Raw genomic sequence first — 18,342 nt, forward strand, 5'->3', positions numbered from 1 at the left:
GCACGATGGCCCAGCGCCCCCTTGACCCGATGACCCAGGCCGTCCAGGCCGCCGCACGCGCCGGTGTCCCCCGTCGTCGACTCCTCCAGGCCGCGGCCATGGGTGGAGCCGCGGTGGCGGCCTCGCCCCTGATCGCCGCGTGCGGCACCAAGGGCACGGCCAACACCAGCGACAGCGGCAGCCCGAGCGCCGCGCCCACCACCCCGGACAAGTCCGACACCGACAAGACGCTGAACTTCAGCAACTGGCAGCTCTACATCGACGTCGCGGACAACAACGAGAACGACCACCCGACGCTCGACCAGTTCAAGGCGAAGACCGGTGTCACGGTGAAGTACACCGAGGACATCAACGACAACGACACCTTCTACGCCAAGATCCTCCCGGCGCTCCAGGCCGGCCAGGACACCGGCCGCGACCTGTTCGCCCTCACCGACTGGATGGCCGCGCGCCTCATCCGCCAGGGCTACGTCCAGAAGGTCGACAAGACCCTGCTGCCCAACGTGTCGGCCAACCTCATCGACTCGCTCAAGTCGCCCACCTGGGACCCCAACCGCGACTACTCCGCGCCGTGGCAGTCCGGCGTCACCGGCATCGCCTACAACTCGGCGAAGGTGCCCGAGGTCAAGAACATCACCGAGCTGTTCACCCGCCCCGACCTCAAGGGCAAGGTCACGGTGCTCACCGAGTGGCGCGACACCATGGGCCTGATCCTGCTCGAGCAGGGCAAGGACCCGGCCAACTTCACCGCCGACGACTTCAACGCGGCGATCGACATGCTCCAGAAGGCCAACGACTCCGGCCAGATCCGGCAGTTCACCGGCAACGACTACTCGCAGCTGCTCACGAACGGCTCGGCGTACGCCTGCATGGCGTGGTCCGGCGACGTCGTGCAGCTGCAGGCCGACAACGACAAGATCAAGTTCGTCCAGCCCGAGGCGGGCATGATGATCTGGGCCGACAACATGCTCATCCCGAACATGGCCCAGCACAAGAAGAACGCCGAAGAGCTCATGAACTTCTACTACGACCCGGCGATCGCGGCGGAGCTCACGGCCTACGTGCAGTACATCTGCCCGGTCAAGGGCGCGCAGGAGGCCATGGCCAAGGTCGACAAGACCCTCGTCGACAACCCGCTGATCTTCCCGGACGACGCGTTCCTGTCGAAGACCCACCTCTTCATGGGCCTCGAGGAGGCCACCGAGTCCACGTACGCGAACGCGTTCAACAAGGTGAAGGGCGCCTGACGCAGATGTCCAGCTCCCCGTCCGGCGCAGACCTGCGCATCATCGACGTCACGAAGCGCTTCGGCGACTTCGTGGCGGTGGACGACCTCACCCTCACCATCCCCGCGGGCTCGTTCTTCGCCCTGCTGGGGCCGTCGGGGTGCGGGAAGACCACGACGCTGCGCATGGTCGCCGGTCTCGAGGAGCCCACCGCGGGCTCCATCCTGATCGGCGACGAGGACGTCACGTGGGCCAAGCCCTACAAGCGTCCGGTCAACACGGTGTTCCAGAGCTACGCGCTGTTCCCGCACCTGGACATCTACGAGAACGTCGCGTTCGGTCTGCGCCGGCGCGGGGTCAAGGACATCAAGAAGACCGTCGAGGACATGCTCGCGCTCACCGAGCTGTCCGGGCTGGCCCGGCGCAAGCCGACCCAGCTCTCCGGCGGTCAGCAGCAGCGCGTGGCGCTCGCCCGCGCGCTCATCAACCAGCCGGCGGTGCTCCTGCTCGACGAGCCGCTCGGCGCCCTCGACCTCAAGCTGCGTCGCCAGATGCAGCTCGAGCTCAAGGGGATCCAGACCGAGGTGGGCCTCACGTTCGTGCACGTCACGCACGACCAGGAGGAGGCCATGACCATGGCCGACACCATCGCGGTCATGAACGCCGGCAAGGTCGAGCAGCTCGGTGCGCCGGCCGACCTCTACGAGAACCCGAGCACCACGTTCGTGGCGAACTTCCTCGGGCAGTCGAACTTCTTCGACGGCGAGGTCACCGACCGCGGCGGCGAGTACGCCTCGGTCACCGTGCAGGGCCGGCGCGTCGGGATCCCGACGTCTCGGTTGCACACCGACGGCAGCGCCGTGCACGTCGGCGTCCGCCCGGAGAAGCTGCGCATCCAGTTCCGCGACGACGCCCAGGTGCGCGACGACGAGAACCGGCTCGAGGGCGTCATCAGCGACGAGTCGTTCATCGGCGTCTCCACGCAGTACCTCGTGGACATGCCGTGGGGCCAGGAGCTGACCGTCTTCGCGCAGAACACCCACCGCGACCCGCGGCTGGTGCCCGGCGCCGAGGTCGTGCTCAGCTGGTCGCACGACCACACCTTCGCCCTCGACGCCTCGCAGGACGTCGACGCCGGTGTGGACACCGACGACGAGGCCGCCAAGCCCGACCCGGTGGGGGCCGGCTCGTGAGCGGCGGCGCCGTCGCCGCCACCGCCGCCGAGCAGTCCGACATCCGCTCGCACAAGGGCGGAGGGGGTTCCACCGAGGCCAAGGCCGTCGGCACCTCGCGGTGGACGCCGTACGCGCTCTTGGCGCCCGGCCTGTTCTGGCTGCTGGCGTTCTTCCTGATCCCGACGATCGTCCTGCTGCTGTTCGCGCTCTACAACGGCACGCTCGAGTCGGGCTACACCTTCACCTTCCCCGGCAACTGGTCGAGCTTCTCGGCGGTGGTGGAGTACTGGCCGCAGTTCGTCCGCTCGTTCGTGTTCGCCTCGCTGGCCACGCTGTTCTGCCTCGCCCTCGCCTACCCGCTCGCGTACTTCATCGCGTTCCGGTCGGGCAAGTGGAAGGCCACGCTGCTGGTGCTGGTGATCGCGCCGTTCTTCACCAGCTTCCTCATCCGCACGCTGGCCTGGAAGACGATCCTGGCCGACGACGGCTGGGTGGTGACCTTCCTCAACTGGTCGCACATCAACTCCGTGCTCACCTGGCTGCACCTCACCGAGACCGACCGCGTGCTCAACACGCCGCTGGCGGTCGTGCTCGGCCTCACCTACAACTTCCTGCCCTTCATGGTGCTGCCGCTCTACGCCTCGCTCGACCGCATGGACCCCCGACTGGTCGAAGCCGCCCAGGACCTCTACAGCTCTCCGTGGACGGCGCTGCGCAAGGTCACCTGGCCGCTGTCGCTGCCCGGTGTCGTCGCGGGCACCCTGCTCACCTTCATCCCGGCGGCCGGCGACTACATCAACGCCGAGCTCCTGGGCACGCCCAAGGTGGCCATGATCGGAAACGTGATCCAGGACCAGTTCTTCGTGGTCCGCGACTACCCGACCGCCTCCGCGCTGTCGTTCACCCTCATGTTCGCGATCACGGTGCTGGTGTTCTTCTACGTACGCCGAGCCGGGACGGAGGAGCTGGTCTGATGGCCGCCGTCACCACCGCCGCCACCCCGGCGCCCGCGCGGGCGCCCCGCAGCAGCAAGCGGCCCGGGGGACCGGTCCGCTGGGTCCGCGAGCGCATCATCCCGATCATCGGGTCGCTGGTGCTGCTCTACATGTTCGTGCCGATCTTCGTCGTGGTCCTCTTCTCGTTCAACGACCCGGCGGGCCGCACGAACTACGTGTGGCAGGGCTTCACCACCAACGCGTGGACGAACCTCTGCGACGTCGGCGGCATGTGCGACGCGCTCAAGCTGAGCCTGGTCATCGGCGTGCTCGCGACGCTCGGCTCGGTCGCGCTCGGCACGCTCGTCGCCTTCGCGATCGGCCGCTACCGCTTCCGCGGCCGCTCGGCGACGAACCTGCTCATCTTCATGCCGATGGCGACCCCCGAGGTCGTCATGGGCTCCTCGCTGCTGACCTGGTTCGTCACGCTGTCCTTCGCCCGCGGCACGGTCACGATCCTCATCGCGCACATCATGTTCTGCCTGAGCTTCGTCGTCGTCACGGTCAAGGCCCGCATCGCCAGCCTCGACCCGCGCCTGGAGCAGGCGGCCATGGACCTCTACGCCAACGAGCGCACGACGTTCTGGCGGGTCACCTTCCCGCTGGTGATCCCCGGCATCGTCGGCGCCTCGCTGCTGGCGTTCTCGCTGTCGTTCGACGACTTCATCGTCACGAACTTCAACTCCGGGTCCACCGTGACGTTCCCGATGTTCGTGTGGGGCGCCGCCCAGCGCGGCACCCCGCCGCAGATCAACGTCGTCGGGTCGCTGATGTTCTTCGTCTCGCTCGCCATCGTGCTCATCGGCCAGATCGTCCAGCGCCGCCGGGCCCGCAAGGCCTGACCCCGACCCACCCCGTCGTTACTGCCGGAACGACCGGAGATCGGCCGGTTCTCCGCGCTTTCGGGCAGTAACGACGGGGGCGGGTGCTGACTGGCGGTTCAGGATCTGCGCTACCCTGGTGCGGTCACGGGAGGACGTGGCGGATCCCTCCGCCCGACCGTGACGGCCGTATCGTCCGGAGGACCCGGGGCGGCCGCCTCGCGGAGCACTGAGAGTCGTGCCGTTCGCACGCCACCCCCGCCCCTCGTCCTACGCCGCCGTCGCCGACGCCGCCCCACGCAGCTTCTGGCTCGACGACGCCCGCCGGCCCGACGCGCTCGCCCCGCACACCGGCTCGACCGAGACCGACCTGCTCGTGGTCGGGGGCGGCTTCACCGGCCTGTGGACCGCGCTGCTCGCGAAGGAGGCCGACCCCGCGCGCGACGTCGTCCTCCTCGAGGGTGCGCGGATCGGGTGGGCGGCCTCCGGGCGCAACGGCGGGTTCTGCGCCGCCTCCATCACGCACGGCCTGGCCAACGGGCTCAACCGCTGGCCCGACGAGCTCGCCACCCTGGTGCGCCTGGGCAAGGAGAACCTCGAGGGCATCGAGCGCACGGTGGCGCGCTACGGCATCGACTGCTCGTTCGAGCGCACCGGCGAGCTGGACGTCGTCACCGAGCCCTACCAGCTCGTGGAGCTCGACGGCCTGCCCGAGCTCGCCGCGGAGCACGGCGTCGAGCTCGAGGTGCTCGACCGCGACGCGGTGCGCGAGCGGGTCGACTCGCCGCTCTTCCTCGGCGCCGCGCTCGACCGCGACGGCGTCGCGATGGTCGACCCGGCCCGCCTGGCCTGGGGCCTGCGCGACGCCTGCCTCGCCCTCGGCGTGCGCATCCACGAGGGCACGCGCGCGACGGGCCTGGCCGACGGACCGGGCGCCGGTGTCGTCGTGACGACCGAGTCCGACGCCGGCCCGGGCCGGGTGGAGGCCCGGCGCGTGGCCCTGGCCACCAACGCGTTCCCGCCGCTGCTGCGCCGGCTCTCGCACTACGTCGTCCCCGTCTACGACTACGTCCTGGTCACCGAGCCGCTCGACGACGACGCCTGGGGCGCGATCGGGTGGAAGGGCCGGGAGGGCATCGGCGACGCCGGCAACCAGTTCCACTACTTCCGCCGCACCGACGACGACCGGATCCTGTTCGGCGGCTACGACGCCATCCACCAGCGGCGGGTGTCCGCGCGGCACGACCAGCGCGAGGAGTCCTTCGCCCTGCTCGCAGAGCACCTCGTGGAGGTCTTCCCGGTCCTCGAGGGCGTGCGGTTCTCCCACCGGTGGGGCGGCGCGATCGACACCTGCTCGCGCTTCGCGCCGTTCTTCGGCACCGCGCGCGGCGGGCGGGTCGCCTATGCCGCCGGCTACACCGGGCTCGGGGTGGGGGCCAGCCGGTTCGGCGCCGCGGTGGTGCTCGACCTGCTCGACGGTCGCGACACCGAGCGCACCCGCACCGAGCTGGTGCGCACCATGCCGCTGCCGTTCCCGCCGGAGCCGCTCCGCTCGGCCGGCATCGCGCTGACCACCTGGTCGCTCGCGCAGGCGGACCGCAACGAGGGACGCCGCAACCTCTGGCTGCGCACCCTCGACCGGCTCGGGCTCGGCTTCGACTCCTGATCCGCGCCGATCGCGGCGCCGCCGGGAGACGGGCGGCCACGGCGCCTAGCCTGGTGCCGAAGGCGAGGTGAGACGCCATGTCCACGACGCCCGCCCCCGAGGCACCCGCTCCCGCGCTCGCGACCGCGCTCGACCGGCTGGTCGGCCGGGGGGTGATCACCCCCGAGCAGGCCGCCGCGGTGCTGGCCGAGGTCGGTCCGCCGCCCGACGCCGGCCCCCCGGCGCCCGCCTCACCGCACGCCTCGCCGCCCGCCGTCGCCACGCAGCGGCCGGCCACGACGGCGCGGGCCCATGTCGTGGAGGCCGCCGCCTACCTGGGCGGGGTGCTCGTGGCCGCGTCGGCCGTGGCCTTCCTGGCCCAGTCGTGGGAGGACATGACCGAGTCCACCCGGCTCCTGCTGCTGGGCCTCATCGGCGTCCTCGCGTACGCCGGCGGCCTGCTCGCGGCCCGGACCGCCGGTGGGCGGGTCGAGCTGCGCCGGCACGAGCACGCCTCCCGCCGCCGGGTGTCGGGCACGCTGATGGCGCTCGGCTCCGTGCTGCTCGCGCTGCTCACCACGGAGGTGCTGCACCTGCAGGACGAGCGCGCCGCGCTGGTCGGCGGCCTGACGGGGCTCGCCCTGCTGGCCCTGGCCGAGGTGCTCGCGCCGAGCGCGGTGACCGAGATCGGCCTGCTCGGCGCGACGCTGCTCGTCGTCGGGGTCGGCACCAGCCTGCTGATCCCGGACCGGGCACCGCAGTTCGACCCCTACGGCACCGGGACGTACCAGCCGAGCCTGGAGGAGGTGGTGGTGCCCGTGGCGCTGGCTGTGGCCGGGGTGCTGTGGGGCGCCGTCGTCGCCCGGTGGCTCACGCTGCCGGTGCTGGCGGCCGCCCTGGGCTCGGCGGCCTCGCTCGTGGCCGGCGCCGTCCTGGTGACGAGCGCGGGTCCGCTGACGCCCGGCGTGGTGCTGCTCGGGTCGCTCGCGGCCGCGGGGACCGTGCTGTTCCTCGTCTCGCGGTCGTGGCCGTGGATCGTGCTCGCCGTGCTGGCGGTGACCGTGCTGGTGTTCAGCGTGGTCGCCGAGCAGTCCGCGCCCGCCCTGGCGTTCCTCGTGGCCGGGCTCGTGCTGCTCGCGGGCGCCGTCGTGGCGGCGCTCCTCGGCCGTCGCGCCCGTCCGCCCGGGGCCGGGACGCCGGTCGCCTGACACAGTGCAAGGCGTCGCGCCGCTCGTCACGACAGGTTGCGGCTGGAACGTCGGCGTCCCGTGGCGCAGGATGGGCCCCATGACCGAGCCCACCCGCATCACCCACTGGATCGACGGCAAGCCCTTCGGTGCCGTCGCCGAGCGCACCGGCGAGGTCCACGACCCCGCGACCGGAGCCCTCACCGGACGGGTCGACTTCGCCACCGCCGAGGTGATGGACGAGGCCGTCGCCGCCGCCAAGGCCGCCTTCGCCGAGTGGTCGCGCACCTCGATCACCAAGCGCGTCTCGGTGCTCTTCGCCTTCCGCGAGCTGCTCAACGAGCGCAAGGAGGAGCTCGCCGCGATCATCACCGCCGAGCACGGCAAGGTGCTCTCCGACGCCCTCGGCGAGGTGACCCGCGGCCTCGAGGTGGTCGAGTTCGCCTGCGGGATCCCGCACCTGCTCAAGGGCGGCTACAGCGAGGGCGTCTCCTCCGGCGTCGACGTGTACTCCATCCGCCAGCCGCTGGGCGTCGTCGGGATCATCTCCCCGTTCAACTTCCCGGCCATGGTGCCCATGTGGTTCTTCCCGATCGCGATCGCGGCGGGCAACACGGTGGTGCTCAAGCCCAGCGAGAAGGACCCGTCGTCGGCCAACTTCATGGCCGCGCTGTGGGCCGAGGCGGGGCTGCCGTCGGGCGTCTTCAACGTCGTCCACGGCGACAAGGTGGCGGTCGACTCGCTGCTGACCCACCGCGACGTCAAGGGCATCTCGTTCGTCGGCTCGACTGCGATCGCCAAGTACGTCTACGAGACCGGCACCGCGCACGGCAAGCGCGTGCAGGCGCTCGGCGGGGCGAAGAACCACATGGTGGTGCTGCCCGACGCCGACCTCGACCTCGCTGCGGACGCGGCGGTCAACGCCGGCTTCGGCTCGGCGGGAGAGCGCTGCATGGCGATCTCGGCCCTCGTGGCGGTCGGCGACGTCGCCGACCCGCTGGTGGCCAAGATCGAGGAGCGCATGGCAGGGCTGCGCACCGGCGACGGCCGTCGCGGCTGCGACATGGGCCCGCTGGTCACCGCGGCGCACCGCGACAAGGTGCGCTCCTACGTCGACGCCGGCGAGGCCGCGGGCGCGACGCTCGTCGTCGACGGCCGCGACCCGCAGGTCGACGGCGAGCCCGGCGGCTACTGGCTCGGGCCCACGCTCATCGACCACGTCACCCCGGACATGAGCGTCTACACCGACGAGATCTTCGGCCCGGTGCTCTCCGTGGTGCGGGTGGACTCCTACGACGAGGCGCTCCGCCTCGTCAACGACCACCCCTACGGCAACGGCACGGCCATCTTCACCAACGACGGCGGCGCCGCCCGGCGCTACCAGAACGAGGTCGAGGTCGGCATGGTCGGCGTCAACGTGCCGATCCCGGTGCCCATGGCGTACTACTCGTTCGGCGGCTGGAAGTCCTCGCTGTTCGGCGACACCCACGCCCACGGCACCGAGGGCGTGCACTTCTTCACCCGCGGCAAGGTCATCACGAGCCGCTGGCTCGACCCGAGCCACGGCGGGATCAACCTGGGCTTCCCGACGCACGGCTGACCCGGACTGCACCGAGATCGCCGAGGGCCCCCGTCGGGCCCTCGGCGATCTCGCTGTTCGACGCGAAGCGAGGGGCCGCGCGCCGGTACCGTCGCGAGCATGAGGCTCAACGTGGTGCTGGACTGCCACGACCCGGACTCGCTCGTCGAGTTCTGGTCGGTCGCCCTCGGGTACCGGCTCGCCGACTCCCTGGACGAGTACCGCGTGCTCGTCCCCGAACCCGGCCGCGACGCGTCGCCGGCCGAGGTCCACGCCCCCGTGTTCGTCCTCGCCGGCGTCGACGAGGTCAAGCAGGTCAAGAACCGCATGCACCTCGACACCCACCCGGCCGACCCGGAGGCGCAGATCACCCGCCTCCAACGGCTGGGCGGCACGGTCGTGGGCGAGCGCGTCGAGCGCTTCGGCCACTGGTGGCAGGTGATGGCCGACCCGCAGGGCAACGAGTTCTGCGTCGTCGCGGGGGCCGAGGGGCCGGACGAGGGCGACGCCAGCTCCGGCTGACCGGCCCCGCGCGATCAGTCGCGTGCGGGGACGCCGTAGCCCGAGCCGCGCCGGTGCGGCGGGCTCGGCTCGGCGCGCTCGACCGGGCAGCGCGCGTCCGGGCAGGCCAGCTCGTCGCACATCCGGCACATGAACTCGCTCGTGAGCAGCGTGTCCGCGAGCGCCTCCAGCATGGCCCCGGCGGCGTCGGCCAGGGCGAGCACCTGGTCGTCGTCGAGGGCCGACACCGCGCGGTCGAGCACGTCGCGCCGCGCGGCGAGCACGGCGAGCGCGGCGTCCTCGCCGACGGCCGTGAGCGCGAGCAGCTTCGTGCGGCCGTCCGCGGCCGGCACGCGCTCGACGAGCCCGTCGCGCTCGAGCCGGTCGACGAGCTGCACGGCGCCCGGGTGGCTGATGCGCAGGCGCGCGGCCAGGAACGCGATCGGCCGGTCCGGGTACCAGAGCAGCGTGACGAGCGCCGCCGGGCCGTTGGCGCCGTGGCGGGTGGCCCGTGCGGCGCCGAGGGAGACGCGGTCCACCACGGTGAGGGCGAGGGTGCCGAGCACGTTGGCGGTGAACGCGCGGTCGGCCGCCGGCCCCCGGCTCGGCGGCCGCGGGGCGTCGGGCGGGACGGCGATCCAGCCCTCGCCCCAGGCGCGGCGCGGCTGCGGGGACGTCATATAAGCACCTTATGCCTTAGCGTGCCGTGCAGGAGGCCGGGACACCGTGTCGCGGCCGCACCAGAACAGGAACCTCCCCATGCGGGTCCTCTGCGTCGGCGCCGGCGGCGTCGGCTCGTCCGCCGCCCTCATCGCCGCCCGTCGCGACTTCGTCGACACCTGGGTCGTGGCCGACTACGACCTCGGCCGGGCCGAGGCGCTCGTCGCCCGGCTCGACGACCCCCGGTTCGTGGCCGCCCAGGTCGACGCCGGCGACGCGGACGCCGTCGCCGCCCTCGTGCGCGCCCACGGCGCCACCCACGTGCTCAACGCGGTCGACCCGCGCTTCGTGCTGCCGATCTTCGACGGCGCGTTCGCGGCCGGCGCCGACTACCTCGACACCGCGATGTCGCTGTCCTCGCCGCACCCGCAGCGGCCGCACGAGCTGCCCGGCGTGAAGCTCGGCGACGACCAGTTCGCGAAGGCCGCCGACTGGGAGGCCGCGGGGCGCCTGGCCATCGTCGGCATCGGCGTCGAGCCCGGCCTGGCCGACGTCTTCGCCCGCTACGCCAGCGACCACCTGTTCTCCGAGATCGACGAGCTCGGGGTGCGCGACGCCGGCAACCTCGTGATCGAGGGCTACGACTTCGCCCCGTCGTTCTCCATCTGGACCACGATCGAGGAGTGCCTCAACCCGCCGGTCATCTGGGAGGAGGGCCGCGAGTGGTACACCACCGCGCCGTTCTCCGAGCCCGAGGTGTTCGACTTCCCCGGCGGCATCGGTCCGGTCGAGTGCGTCAACGTGGAGCACGAGGAGGTGCTCCTCATGCCGCGCTGGCTCAAGGCCAAGCGCGTCACGTTCAAGTTCGGCCTCGGCGACGAGTTCATCGACGTGCTCAAGACCCTGCACAAGCTCGGCCTCGACCGCACCGAGCCGGTGACCGTGCGCGGGGTGCAGGTGTCCCCGCGCGACGTCGTGGCGGCCGCCCTGCCCGACCCGCTCACGCTCGGCGACAAGATGACCGGCTCGACCTGCGCCGGCCTGTGGGTCACCGGCACGGGCACCGACGGGAAGCCGCGCGAGGTGTACCTCTACCACGTGGCCGACAACGAGTGGACCATGCGCGAGTACGGCGCCCAGGCCGTGGTGTGGCAGACCGCCATGAACCCCGTGGTCGCGCTCGAGCTGCTGGCCACCGGCGCGTGGTCCGGCTCGGGCGTGCTGGGCCCGGAGGCCTTCGACTCGGTGCCGTTCCTCGACCTGCTCCGCGACGGCTACGGCCAGGCGTGGGGGATGCAGGAGCGCGACCCGGTCACCCACGCGGTGATCAGCGGCTGACGCCGTCAGGCCCCGTACGCCGAGGGGTCGTAGAGCTCGCCGGCCTCGACCGGCACCGTCAGCACGTTGCCGGGCGGGGCGAGCGGGCACGCCCACGCCGGGTCGTAGGCGCACGAGGGCTGGTAGGCGAAGTTGAGGTCCACCACCAGGTGCGTGTCGTCGCCGCCGAGGTCGGCGCCCTTGGCCGTGTCGAGCAGGTAGCGGCCACCGCCGTACGTGGTGCGCCCCGCGGTCGCGTCGCGCAGCGGCACGAACAGGCCGCCGGCGTACTGCCGCAGCCACCACACGTCGAGCGACCCGCGCCCGTCCGGCAGCTCGAGGCGGCCGATCCGCCGGAACCCCACCACGCCGTCGGTGCCGGTGGGCACGTCGAGGTCCTCGGGGTCGGCGGGGAGCAGCGGCAGCGTCCAGCGCAGCGCGGGGTCGTACGGCGCGTACGGCAGGCCGCGCAGCGCCGGTCGCGCCGCGGGCGGGACGGGCGAGTCCGGGTGGCTGGCCATGAGCGCGTCGCGCCCGCGCCGCCACAGCGCGTGCGCGCCGCGCGGGTCCTGGCTCGCACGAACGGCGGCGTAGAGCGACGCGACGTCGCGCCGCCAGCCGAGCAGCGTCAACGACATGCGTCCATCATCCCGCCGGCCGGCGACGGACGCCCGGCCGCGGGAGGCCGCCCTCCGCGGGGTCAGACCCCGGCTGCGGCGAGGAACTGCTCCTCGAGCACGGTGAGCGCCTCGTCGAGCAGGTGGTCGGGCATGGTGAGCGGCGGCAGGAAGCGCAGCACGTTCCCGTAGGTGCCGGCGGTGAGGACGACGACGCCCTGGGCGTGGCAGGCCTTCGCCACGCGCCCGGTCAGGTCCGCGTCCGGCTCGTCCGTGCCGGGCTTCACGATCTCCACCGCGATCATCGCGCCGCGGCCGCGGATGTCGCCGATGACGCCGGTCTTGTCGGCGATCGCCTGGAGGCGCGGCTTCATCGCGGCCTCGATGCGGCGGGCCGCGGCCGGGAGGTCGAGCTCCTCCATCGTGGCGATGGCGCCGAGAGCAGCCGCGCAGGCGACCGGGTTGCCGCCGTAGGTGCCGCCGAGGCCGCCCACGTGGACGGCGTCCATGATCTCGGCGCGACCCGTCACCCCGGCGAGCGGGAGGCCGCCGGCGATGCCCTTGGCGGTGGTGATGAGGTCCGGCACGACGCCCTCGTGCTCGCAGGCGAACCAGTCGCCGGTGCGGCAGAAGCCGGTCTGGATCTCGTCGGCGACGAACACGATGCCGTTGGCCCGCGCGTACTCGGCGAGCGCCGGCAGGAAGCCCTCGGCGGGCACGATGAACCCGCCCTCGCCGGCGATGGGCTCGATGACGATGGCGGCGACGTTGGCCCCGCCGATCTCCTTGTCGATGCGGCTGATCGCGTCGGCCGCGGCCTTGGCGCCGTCCCGCCCGTCGTGGAACGGGTACGAGAGCGGCACGCGGTAGATCTCGCTGGCGAACGGCCCGAACGACTGCTTGTAGGGCATGTTCTTGGCGGTCATCGCCATCGTGAGGTTGGTGCGGCCGTGGTAGCCGTGCTCGAAGACGACGACGGCGTCGCGCTTGGTGTAGGCACGCGCGATCTTGACGGCGTTCTCCACCGCCTCGGCGCCGGAGTTGAACAGGGCCGAGCGCTTCTCGTCGTCGCCGGGCGTCAGGCGGTTGAGCGCCTCGCACACCTCCACGTAGCCGGCGTAGCTGGTGACCATGAAGCACGTGTGCGTGAAGCGGGCCACCTGCTCCTGCACCGCCTCGACCACCTTCGGCGCGGAGTTGCCCACGCTCGTGACCGCGATGCCCGAGCCCATGTCGATCAGCGAGTTGCCGTCGACGTCGAGGAGCACGCCGCCGCCCGCGGCGACGATGTAGACGGGCAGGGTCGCGCCGACGCCGGCGCTGACCGCCGCGGTGCGCCGCGCCTGCAGCTCCTGCGAGGCGGGGCCGGGCACGGCCGTGACGAGGCGGCGCTCCTGGGGGAGGTCCGCGGCGACGGGGGAGGTGGTGGTCGTCATGGCGACGAGGCTAGGGCGCGACGGGCCTCGCGCACCCTGGACCTGCTGTCCAAGCCAGGCGCTAGCCTTGTCCGAACCGGACACCTGACGCGGATCCCCTGGAGGTCCCGTGCCGCCCCGCCTGCGCGACGTCACCGCCATCGCCGACCTCGGGCTGGTGGTGCGCGCCGCACCGTCCGGGCTCGACGAGCCGGTGCGGTGGGTGGCGGTGAGCGAGCTCGAGGACCCGCGACCGTTCCTCGAGGGCGGCGAGCTGCTGCTCACCACCGGCATGCGCCTGCCCCAGCGCGCGGCCGGCGCGACCGCCTACGTCACCCGGCTGGTCGACGCCGGCGTCGTCGGCCTGGGCCTGGGCATCGGGCTCTCGCACGCCTCCGTGCCCGCCGCTCTCGTCAGCGCCGCCGAGAAGGCGGGCCTGCCGCTGCTCGAGGTGCCCGAGCGCACGCCGTTCATCGCCGTCACCAAGGCGGTGTCGCGGCTGCTCAGCGCCGAGGAGTACGACGCGGCCGCCCGGAGCTTCGCCGCGCAGCGCGACCTCATCCGCGCGGCGCTCACGTCCGACGACGGCGTCGCGGCCGCGGTGGTGGCGCGCCTGGCCAAGCACGTCGGCGGGGCGGTGCTCGTGCTCGACCCCAGCGGGGCGGTCGTGCAGGCCAGCCCACCGTCGGCGGCCGCGCGCGCGCTCGACCTCGCCGACGAGATCGCCCGGCTGCGCCCCCGGGGCCTGCTGGCCTCCGCGGTGCTCTCGGCCGCGGACGACTACGTCGTCATCCAGCCCCTCGGCGTGCGCGGCCGCGCACGCGGCTTCCTCGCGGTGCGCGCCTCCGCGCCCATCCGGGCCAACGACCAGGCGGTGGTCAACCTCGCGGTGTCGCTGCTCTCGCTCGCCCTGGCCCGCAGCGAGGGACGCACCGCGGCCGAGCGCGGCGTGCGCGCCGCGGCGCTGCGCCTGCTGCTCGACGGGCACGGGCGCACGCTGCCGCTCGAGCCACTGGGCTGGACGGGCCTGGCATCGGGATCGGTGCGCGTGCTGGTCGCCCGGCCCGCGCGCGGGTCCTCGCCCGCGGCGCTCGAGGACCGGCTCACCGACGCGCTGCCCGGTGCGGCGGTCGCGTCGGGCCTGGTCGAGGACGACGCCGATCTCGTGGTGGCCGTGGCGCCCGCGGCGTCTGCGCGCGAGGGGGCACAGTCGGCGGCCGAGGACCACGACGTGGTGGCCGGCGTCGGCATCGGCGACCCGGCCGACGTGGCTGACGCCGACGGCCTGGCGCGCTCGTGGGGACGGGCGCGGCGCGCGCTGGGGCTCGGAGGCGCTCCCGTGCGCTCCTACGACGACGTGGGCGGGGGGCTCGACGCGCTGCTCGACCCGGTGGCCGCCGACGCCTGGGCCGGGGCGCTGCTGGCCCCGCTCGAGGAGCCGGGGGAGCGGGCCGACCTCGCCGCCACGCTCGCGGCCTGGCTGGCCCGGCACGGGCAGGTGGACGCCGCGGCCGCGGACCTCGGCGTGCACCGCCACACGGTGCGGCACCGCCTGCGCCGCGCAGAAGCCCTGCTCGGGCGCTCGCTCGACGACGCCGGTGTGCGCGCGGAGCTGTGGCTCGCGCTCTCGCGCCAGTCGCGCTGACCCTGCCCGGCCGGTGTACGACCTGGACGGTCCGCGTCGGTGATGCCCTCCTGACCGGAGCATGGCCGGGCACGGCGTCCGCCTACCGTCGTGGCCATGAGCGATGTCCGTCCCGTGTGGGTCGCCGGCCGGCCCGAGTCCTCCTCCGTCACCGCCGAGGTGGTGCACCCCTACGACGGCTCCCTCGCGGGGGCACACGCGGTGCCCTCCGCCGACCAGTTCGAGCGGGCGGTCGCCGCGGCGTGGGCGGCGCGCCGCTCCTTCGCCACGACGCCGGCGCACGTGCGCGCCGACGCCCTCGCGCACGTCGCGGCCCGGCTGGCCGAGCGCCGCGACGAGGTGGCCGAGCTCATCACCGCCGAGAACGGCAAGCCGATCATGTGGGCGCGCGCGGAGGCGGGCCGTGCGGCGTCGACCTTCCGGTTCGCCGCCGAGGAGGCGCGCCGGTTCGGCGGCGAGGTGCAGCGGCTGGACACCGACCCCTCCGGCGAGGGCCGCGTCGGCCTGGTGCGCCGGTTCCCCCACGGGCCGGTCCTGGCCATCGCGCCGTTCAACTTCCCGCTCAACCTGGTGGCGCACAAGGTGGCCCCGGCCCTCGCGGTCGGTGCCCCCGTGATCGTGAAGCCGGCCCCGGCCACGCCGCTGTCCTCGCTGCTGCTCGCCGAGCTGCTGGCCGAGACCGACCTGCCCGAGGGCTCGTGGTCGGTGCTCGCCGTCGACAACGACGTGGCCCCCTCGCTGGTGGCCGACGAGCGTCTGCCGGTGGTGTCGTTCACCGGTTCGGACCGGGTGGGCTTCGCCATCGCCCGCTCCGTGCCGCACAAGCACGTGACGCTCGAGCTCGGCGGCAACGCGGCAGCCGTGCTGGCCCCCGACTGGTCGTCGGAGGCCGACCTCGACCTCGCCGCCTCCCGGATCGCGACCTTCGCCAACTACCAGGGCGGCCAGGCCTGCGTGTCCGTGCAGCGGGTGCTGGTCGACCGCAGCCTGTGGGACCGGTTCGTCCCGCGGGTGGTCGAGCGCGTCGCGGCGCTGCCCACCGGCTCGCCCTGGGACGAGGCCACCGTCGTCGGCCCGCTCGTGAACGAGGCGGCGGCCGTGCGCGTCGAGAGCTGGGTGGACGAGGCCGTCGCGGCCGGCGCCCGGGTGCTCACCGGCGGCGTACGCGACGGTTCGTCGTACGCGCCCACGGTGCTCGTCGACGTCCCCGCGGACGCCAAGGTGGTGTGCGAGGAGGTGTTCGGCCCGGTGCTCGTGCTGGCGCCGGTCGACGGCGTCGACGAGGCGTTCGCCGCCGTGAACGACAGCCGCTTCGGCCTCCAGACGGGCGTGTTCACCCACGACGTGCAGGTGGCCTTCCGCGCCCACGCCGAGCTCGAGGTGGGCGGGGTGGTGGTGGGCGACGTCCCGTCCTACCGCGCCGACCAGATGCCCTACGGCGGGGTCAAGGCCTCCGGCGTCGGCCGCGAGGGTGTGCGGGCCGCGATGGAGGACCTCACCCACGAGAAGGTGCTCGTCCTCACCGGCCTCACCCTCTGACCCGAGGCTGTCCGGGCGGTGGTCCGCCCCGAACGTCGACGCGGTGCGACAGTCTGGGGGCGTGAACCGAGGGCCCGGGCCGGCGCGGTGACACTGCTCCGGCCGATGACGCACGGGTGCCTGGACGTGCTGATGGACGTCCAGGCCGACGGAGCGCGGCGCGGCCTCGCCGAGGTGTTCCCGCAGGACCTCTATCCCTTCCCGGTCGGCGCGGTGCGCGCGAGGTGGGAGCAGGAGCTCACGGATCCGACGATCGACTGCTTCGTGATCGTCGAGGCGGCCCGGCTCGTCGAGGGATTCGTCGCCCTCCAGGGCGACCAGCTCCTGCACTTCGGGACCGCGGTCCACACATGGGGCACCGGCTTGGCGGATCGCGCGCATGACGACGTCGTCGCCCTCTGGCGCGCTGCCGGCCTGAGCAGCGGCTGGCTGCGAGTCTTCGAGGGCAACGCCAGGGCGCGCTCGTTCTACCAGCGACACGGATGGCGTCCGACCGGGGAGCGCAGCGCGTCGACCTTCGCGCCGTTCCCGACGCTGCTCAGGTATGAGCTGGACCTCTCCCGAGGTGCCTAGGCATCCGTGACACCGGGTCCCGCCATCTCCGCCATGGAGGTGCACCCACCTCGCAGTGCCGGACCCACGCCGCGCGGGCACCGGCATAGGAGCTCGCCTGGCCGACGGGCAGCCCGCGGTCAGTAGGGCGGTCGCTCCGGGTCGTCGGTGTCGGGGCGTGCCTGCACGGCACCGGGCGGCGCGGGCGGTGCGGTGGGGGCTGCGGGTCGCGGTGGTTCCGGTCGTGGCGGTGGTTCGAGGACCGGTTGGGCCGGGATCCGGATGCGTTGCCGCCATCGGGTGACCCAGGTGCCCGATCCGTCGGCGGCGGAGTCCTCGATGGTGGCGTGCCCCGCGGTCTTCACCTGGTGGCAGCGCGAGCACAGCCCGCCGCAGTTCGTGGTGTCGCTCGCGCCTTCGGGGAACGGGAGCGCGTGGTCCATCTCCTGCGCCCGCCGCGTGCACCCGGGTCGCCGGCACATGGGGTCGCGGTGCAGGACGTGCTCGCGCAGGGCTGCGGGCAGGTACTGGCGGGTGCCGTAGTCGAGCAGGTGCCCGTCGACCGGGTCGACGACCAGTCGCCGCCAGGACTCCGCGACCCCGGCGACCTCGCGCGCGATCGGCGCGGGGATCGGCGTGCCGTTCAGCAGTGCCAGGCCGTCGCGCTCGCCGCGCAGGGTGTCGAGGTCCATCACGACGTGCAGCTCGGTCTGGGTGCGGGAGGCGTCATAGACGAGGGCGCCCTCCTCGTCGCGGGTCCCGAGGACGAGGGCGGCCAGCGCATCGGCGCGGCACGCACCAGAGGCGGCGTCCTCGTTCCCGGCCCGCAACGCCTCGGCCCCACCGCGCTGGGCGCGCAGTGCCTTGCCGGCCGCTTCGATCGCGTCGAACACGGCGTCGATCACGGGAGCCTGGTGGGTGACGCCGAGGAAGGCCATGCCGTCGCCGATCGGCTGGCGGTACACGTCCCGGGTGGCCGCGGCCTTGTGCGCGCGGACGGTCGAGTCGGGGTCGTGGCGGGCGATGAGCTTGTCGAGGTGCTTGCGCAGCTCTGAGGCGGTCAGTGTGCGGGCCTTGTCCAGCGCCTGGGTCTCGATCGTCGCGAGTACCTCGGTGTCGGTGAGGTACCGGGTGGCGTCGACGAGGGCGGCGCAGTGGCGCTCGGTGATCTCCCCGGCGGCCAGCGCGGCACGGAACCCCGCGAAGGTCTCCTTCAGCGCGAGGGCGCGTTCGATCTCCTTCGACGCCCCGTACGCGCTGGTGCGGGTGGCGTAGGCGACCTCCTGCTCGGCCGCTGCCTCCGCGTACGAGCTGCGCACCGTCGGGTCCGGGCACGCTTTCGCCGCGAACGCCGCCTCCGCGGCCAGGCGCAGGGACGCCAGCCGGGCTTCGAGCCGCCCCACCACCGACAGGTAGTCGATCAGCTCGGCCGGCTCGGTGATCGCCTCGACGTCGACCTGCTCGAGCA

General features: G+C 73.2%; 16 protein-coding genes. 12 read left to right on the forward strand and 4 right to left on the reverse strand.

The window, feature by feature from the left end; all coding sequences use genetic code 11:
* Positions 1–29: 29 nt before the first annotated feature.
* The 8 genes from GC157_17570 to GC157_17605 all read left to right on the forward strand — a co-directional run bounded on the left by GC157_17570 (position 30) and on the right by GC157_17605 (position 9,150).
* Positions 30–1,247 (forward strand): extracellular solute-binding protein, encoded by a 1,218-nt coding sequence (locus GC157_17570; protein ID MBI1379266.1) that lies wholly within the window; start codon positions 30–32, stop codon positions 1,245–1,247.
* A 5-nt stretch (positions 1,248–1,252) separates the two neighbouring features.
* Positions 1,253–2,419 (forward strand): polyamine ABC transporter ATP-binding protein, encoded by a 1,167-nt coding sequence (potA, locus tag GC157_17575; protein ID MBI1379267.1) that lies wholly within the window; start codon positions 1,253–1,255, stop codon positions 2,417–2,419.
* A gap of 41 nt (positions 2,420–2,460) precedes the next feature.
* Positions 2,461–3,375 (forward strand): ABC transporter permease subunit, encoded by a 915-nt coding sequence (locus GC157_17580; GenBank protein ID MBI1379268.1) that lies wholly within the window; start codon positions 2,461–2,463, stop codon positions 3,373–3,375.
* Positions 3,375–4,238, forward strand: coding sequence for an ABC transporter permease subunit (locus GC157_17585; protein ID MBI1379269.1), 864 nt, complete (start codon positions 3,375–3,377; stop codon positions 4,236–4,238). The genes GC157_17580 and GC157_17585 overlap by 1 nt, the downstream gene beginning before the upstream one ends.
* A gap of 217 nt (positions 4,239–4,455) precedes the next feature.
* A complete protein-coding gene (locus tag GC157_17590) occupies positions 4,456–5,883 on the forward strand; it encodes an FAD-dependent oxidoreductase (protein MBI1379270.1) in 1,428 nt (475 codons plus the stop codon).
* A gap of 77 nt (positions 5,884–5,960) precedes the next feature.
* Complete coding sequence (locus GC157_17595) at positions 5,961–7,070, forward strand: DUF2157 domain-containing protein (protein ID MBI1379271.1); 1,110 nt, start codon at positions 5,961–5,963, stop codon at positions 7,068–7,070.
* Positions 7,071–7,149: 79 nt separating this feature from the next.
* Positions 7,150–8,649 (forward strand): CoA-acylating methylmalonate-semialdehyde dehydrogenase, encoded by a 1,500-nt coding sequence (gene mmsA / locus GC157_17600; GenBank protein ID MBI1379272.1) that lies wholly within the window; start codon positions 7,150–7,152, stop codon positions 8,647–8,649.
* A gap of 99 nt (positions 8,650–8,748) precedes the next feature.
* Positions 8,749–9,150, forward strand: coding sequence for a VOC family protein (locus GC157_17605; protein MBI1379273.1), 402 nt, complete (start codon positions 8,749–8,751; stop codon positions 9,148–9,150).
* Between the two features lie 14 nt (positions 9,151–9,164).
* On the opposite strand, the gene GC157_17610 is transcribed toward GC157_17605, so the two are convergent.
* Complete coding sequence (locus GC157_17610) at positions 9,165–9,809, reverse strand: MarR family transcriptional regulator (protein MBI1379274.1); 645 nt, start codon at positions 9,807–9,809, stop codon at positions 9,165–9,167.
* A gap of 79 nt (positions 9,810–9,888) precedes the next feature.
* Here GC157_17610 and GC157_17615 point away from each other — a divergent pair, with 79 nt between their 5' ends.
* Entirely contained in the window at positions 9,889–11,127 is a 1,239-nt protein-coding gene (locus GC157_17615) for an ATP-binding protein (protein MBI1379275.1), read from the forward strand.
* A gap of 5 nt (positions 11,128–11,132) precedes the next feature.
* On the opposite strand, the gene GC157_17620 is transcribed toward GC157_17615, so the two are convergent.
* Together GC157_17620 and gabT are read right to left on the reverse strand one after the other, a co-directional pair.
* On the reverse strand, positions 11,133–11,744 hold the full coding sequence (locus GC157_17620; protein ID MBI1379276.1) for a DUF1684 domain-containing protein: 612 nt from the start codon (positions 11,742–11,744) through the stop codon (positions 11,133–11,135).
* Between the two features lie 62 nt (positions 11,745–11,806).
* Entirely contained in the window at positions 11,807–13,159 is a 1,353-nt protein-coding gene (gabT, locus tag GC157_17625) for a 4-aminobutyrate--2-oxoglutarate transaminase (GenBank protein MBI1379277.1), read from the reverse strand.
* A gap of 109 nt (positions 13,160–13,268) precedes the next feature.
* Between gabT and GC157_17630 the strand changes: the two genes are divergently transcribed.
* The 3 genes from GC157_17630 to GC157_17640 all read left to right on the forward strand — a co-directional run bounded on the left by GC157_17630 (position 13,269) and on the right by GC157_17640 (position 16,895).
* Complete coding sequence (locus GC157_17630) at positions 13,269–14,783, forward strand: PucR family transcriptional regulator (protein MBI1379278.1); 1,515 nt, start codon at positions 13,269–13,271, stop codon at positions 14,781–14,783.
* A gap of 96 nt (positions 14,784–14,879) precedes the next feature.
* Positions 14,880–16,322: an aldehyde dehydrogenase family protein gene (locus GC157_17635; protein ID MBI1379279.1), complete on the forward strand. Its 1,443-nt coding sequence runs from the start codon at positions 14,880–14,882 to the stop codon at positions 16,320–16,322.
* Between the two features lie 105 nt (positions 16,323–16,427).
* A complete protein-coding gene (locus tag GC157_17640) occupies positions 16,428–16,895 on the forward strand; it encodes a GNAT family N-acetyltransferase (GenBank protein MBI1379280.1) in 468 nt (155 codons plus the stop codon).
* Positions 16,896–17,014: 119 nt separating this feature from the next.
* On the opposite strand, the gene GC157_17645 is transcribed toward GC157_17640, so the two are convergent.
* Positions 17,015–18,342, reverse strand: a 1,328-nt coding sequence (locus GC157_17645; GenBank protein ID MBI1379281.1) for a DUF222 domain-containing protein, incomplete at its 5' end; no start/stop codon positions are given.

It is taken from the genome of Frankiales bacterium, from assembly GCA_016125335.1.
GTDB lineage: Bacteria > Actinomycetota > Actinomycetes > S36-B12 > CAIYMF01 > Longivirga.

What these genes read in the sequence shown, in the direction of transcription:
- GC157_17570 (MBI1379266.1), top strand. Translation starts at nt 30, where the DNA reads ATGACCCAGGCCGTCCAGGCCGCCGCACGCGCCGGTGTCCCCCGTCGT.
- potA (MBI1379267.1), top strand. Translation starts at nt 1,253, where the DNA reads ATGTCCAGCTCCCCGTCCGGCGCAGACCTGCGCATCATCGACGTCACG.
- GC157_17585 (MBI1379269.1), top strand. Translation starts at nt 3,375, where the DNA reads ATGGCCGCCGTCACCACCGCCGCCACCCCGGCGCCCGCGCGGGCGCCC.
- GC157_17595 (MBI1379271.1), top strand. Translation starts at nt 5,961, where the DNA reads ATGTCCACGACGCCCGCCCCCGAGGCACCCGCTCCCGCGCTCGCGACC.
- mmsA (MBI1379272.1), top strand. Translation starts at nt 7,150, where the DNA reads ATGACCGAGCCCACCCGCATCACCCACTGGATCGACGGCAAGCCCTTC.
- GC157_17605 (MBI1379273.1), top strand. Translation starts at nt 8,749, where the DNA reads ATGAGGCTCAACGTGGTGCTGGACTGCCACGACCCGGACTCGCTCGTC.
- GC157_17610 (MBI1379274.1), bottom strand. Translation starts at nt 9,809, where the DNA reads ATGACGTCCCCGCAGCCGCGCCGCGCCTGGGGCGAGGGCTGGATCGCC.
- GC157_17615 (MBI1379275.1), top strand. Translation starts at nt 9,889, where the DNA reads ATGCGGGTCCTCTGCGTCGGCGCCGGCGGCGTCGGCTCGTCCGCCGCC.
- GC157_17620 (MBI1379276.1), bottom strand. Translation starts at nt 11,744, where the DNA reads ATGTCGTTGACGCTGCTCGGCTGGCGGCGCGACGTCGCGTCGCTCTAC.
- gabT (MBI1379277.1), bottom strand. Translation starts at nt 13,159, where the DNA reads ATGACGACCACCACCTCCCCCGTCGCCGCGGACCTCCCCCAGGAGCGC.
- GC157_17635 (MBI1379279.1), top strand. Translation starts at nt 14,880, where the DNA reads ATGAGCGATGTCCGTCCCGTGTGGGTCGCCGGCCGGCCCGAGTCCTCC.
- GC157_17640 (MBI1379280.1), top strand. Translation starts at nt 16,428, where the DNA reads ATGACGCACGGGTGCCTGGACGTGCTGATGGACGTCCAGGCCGACGGA.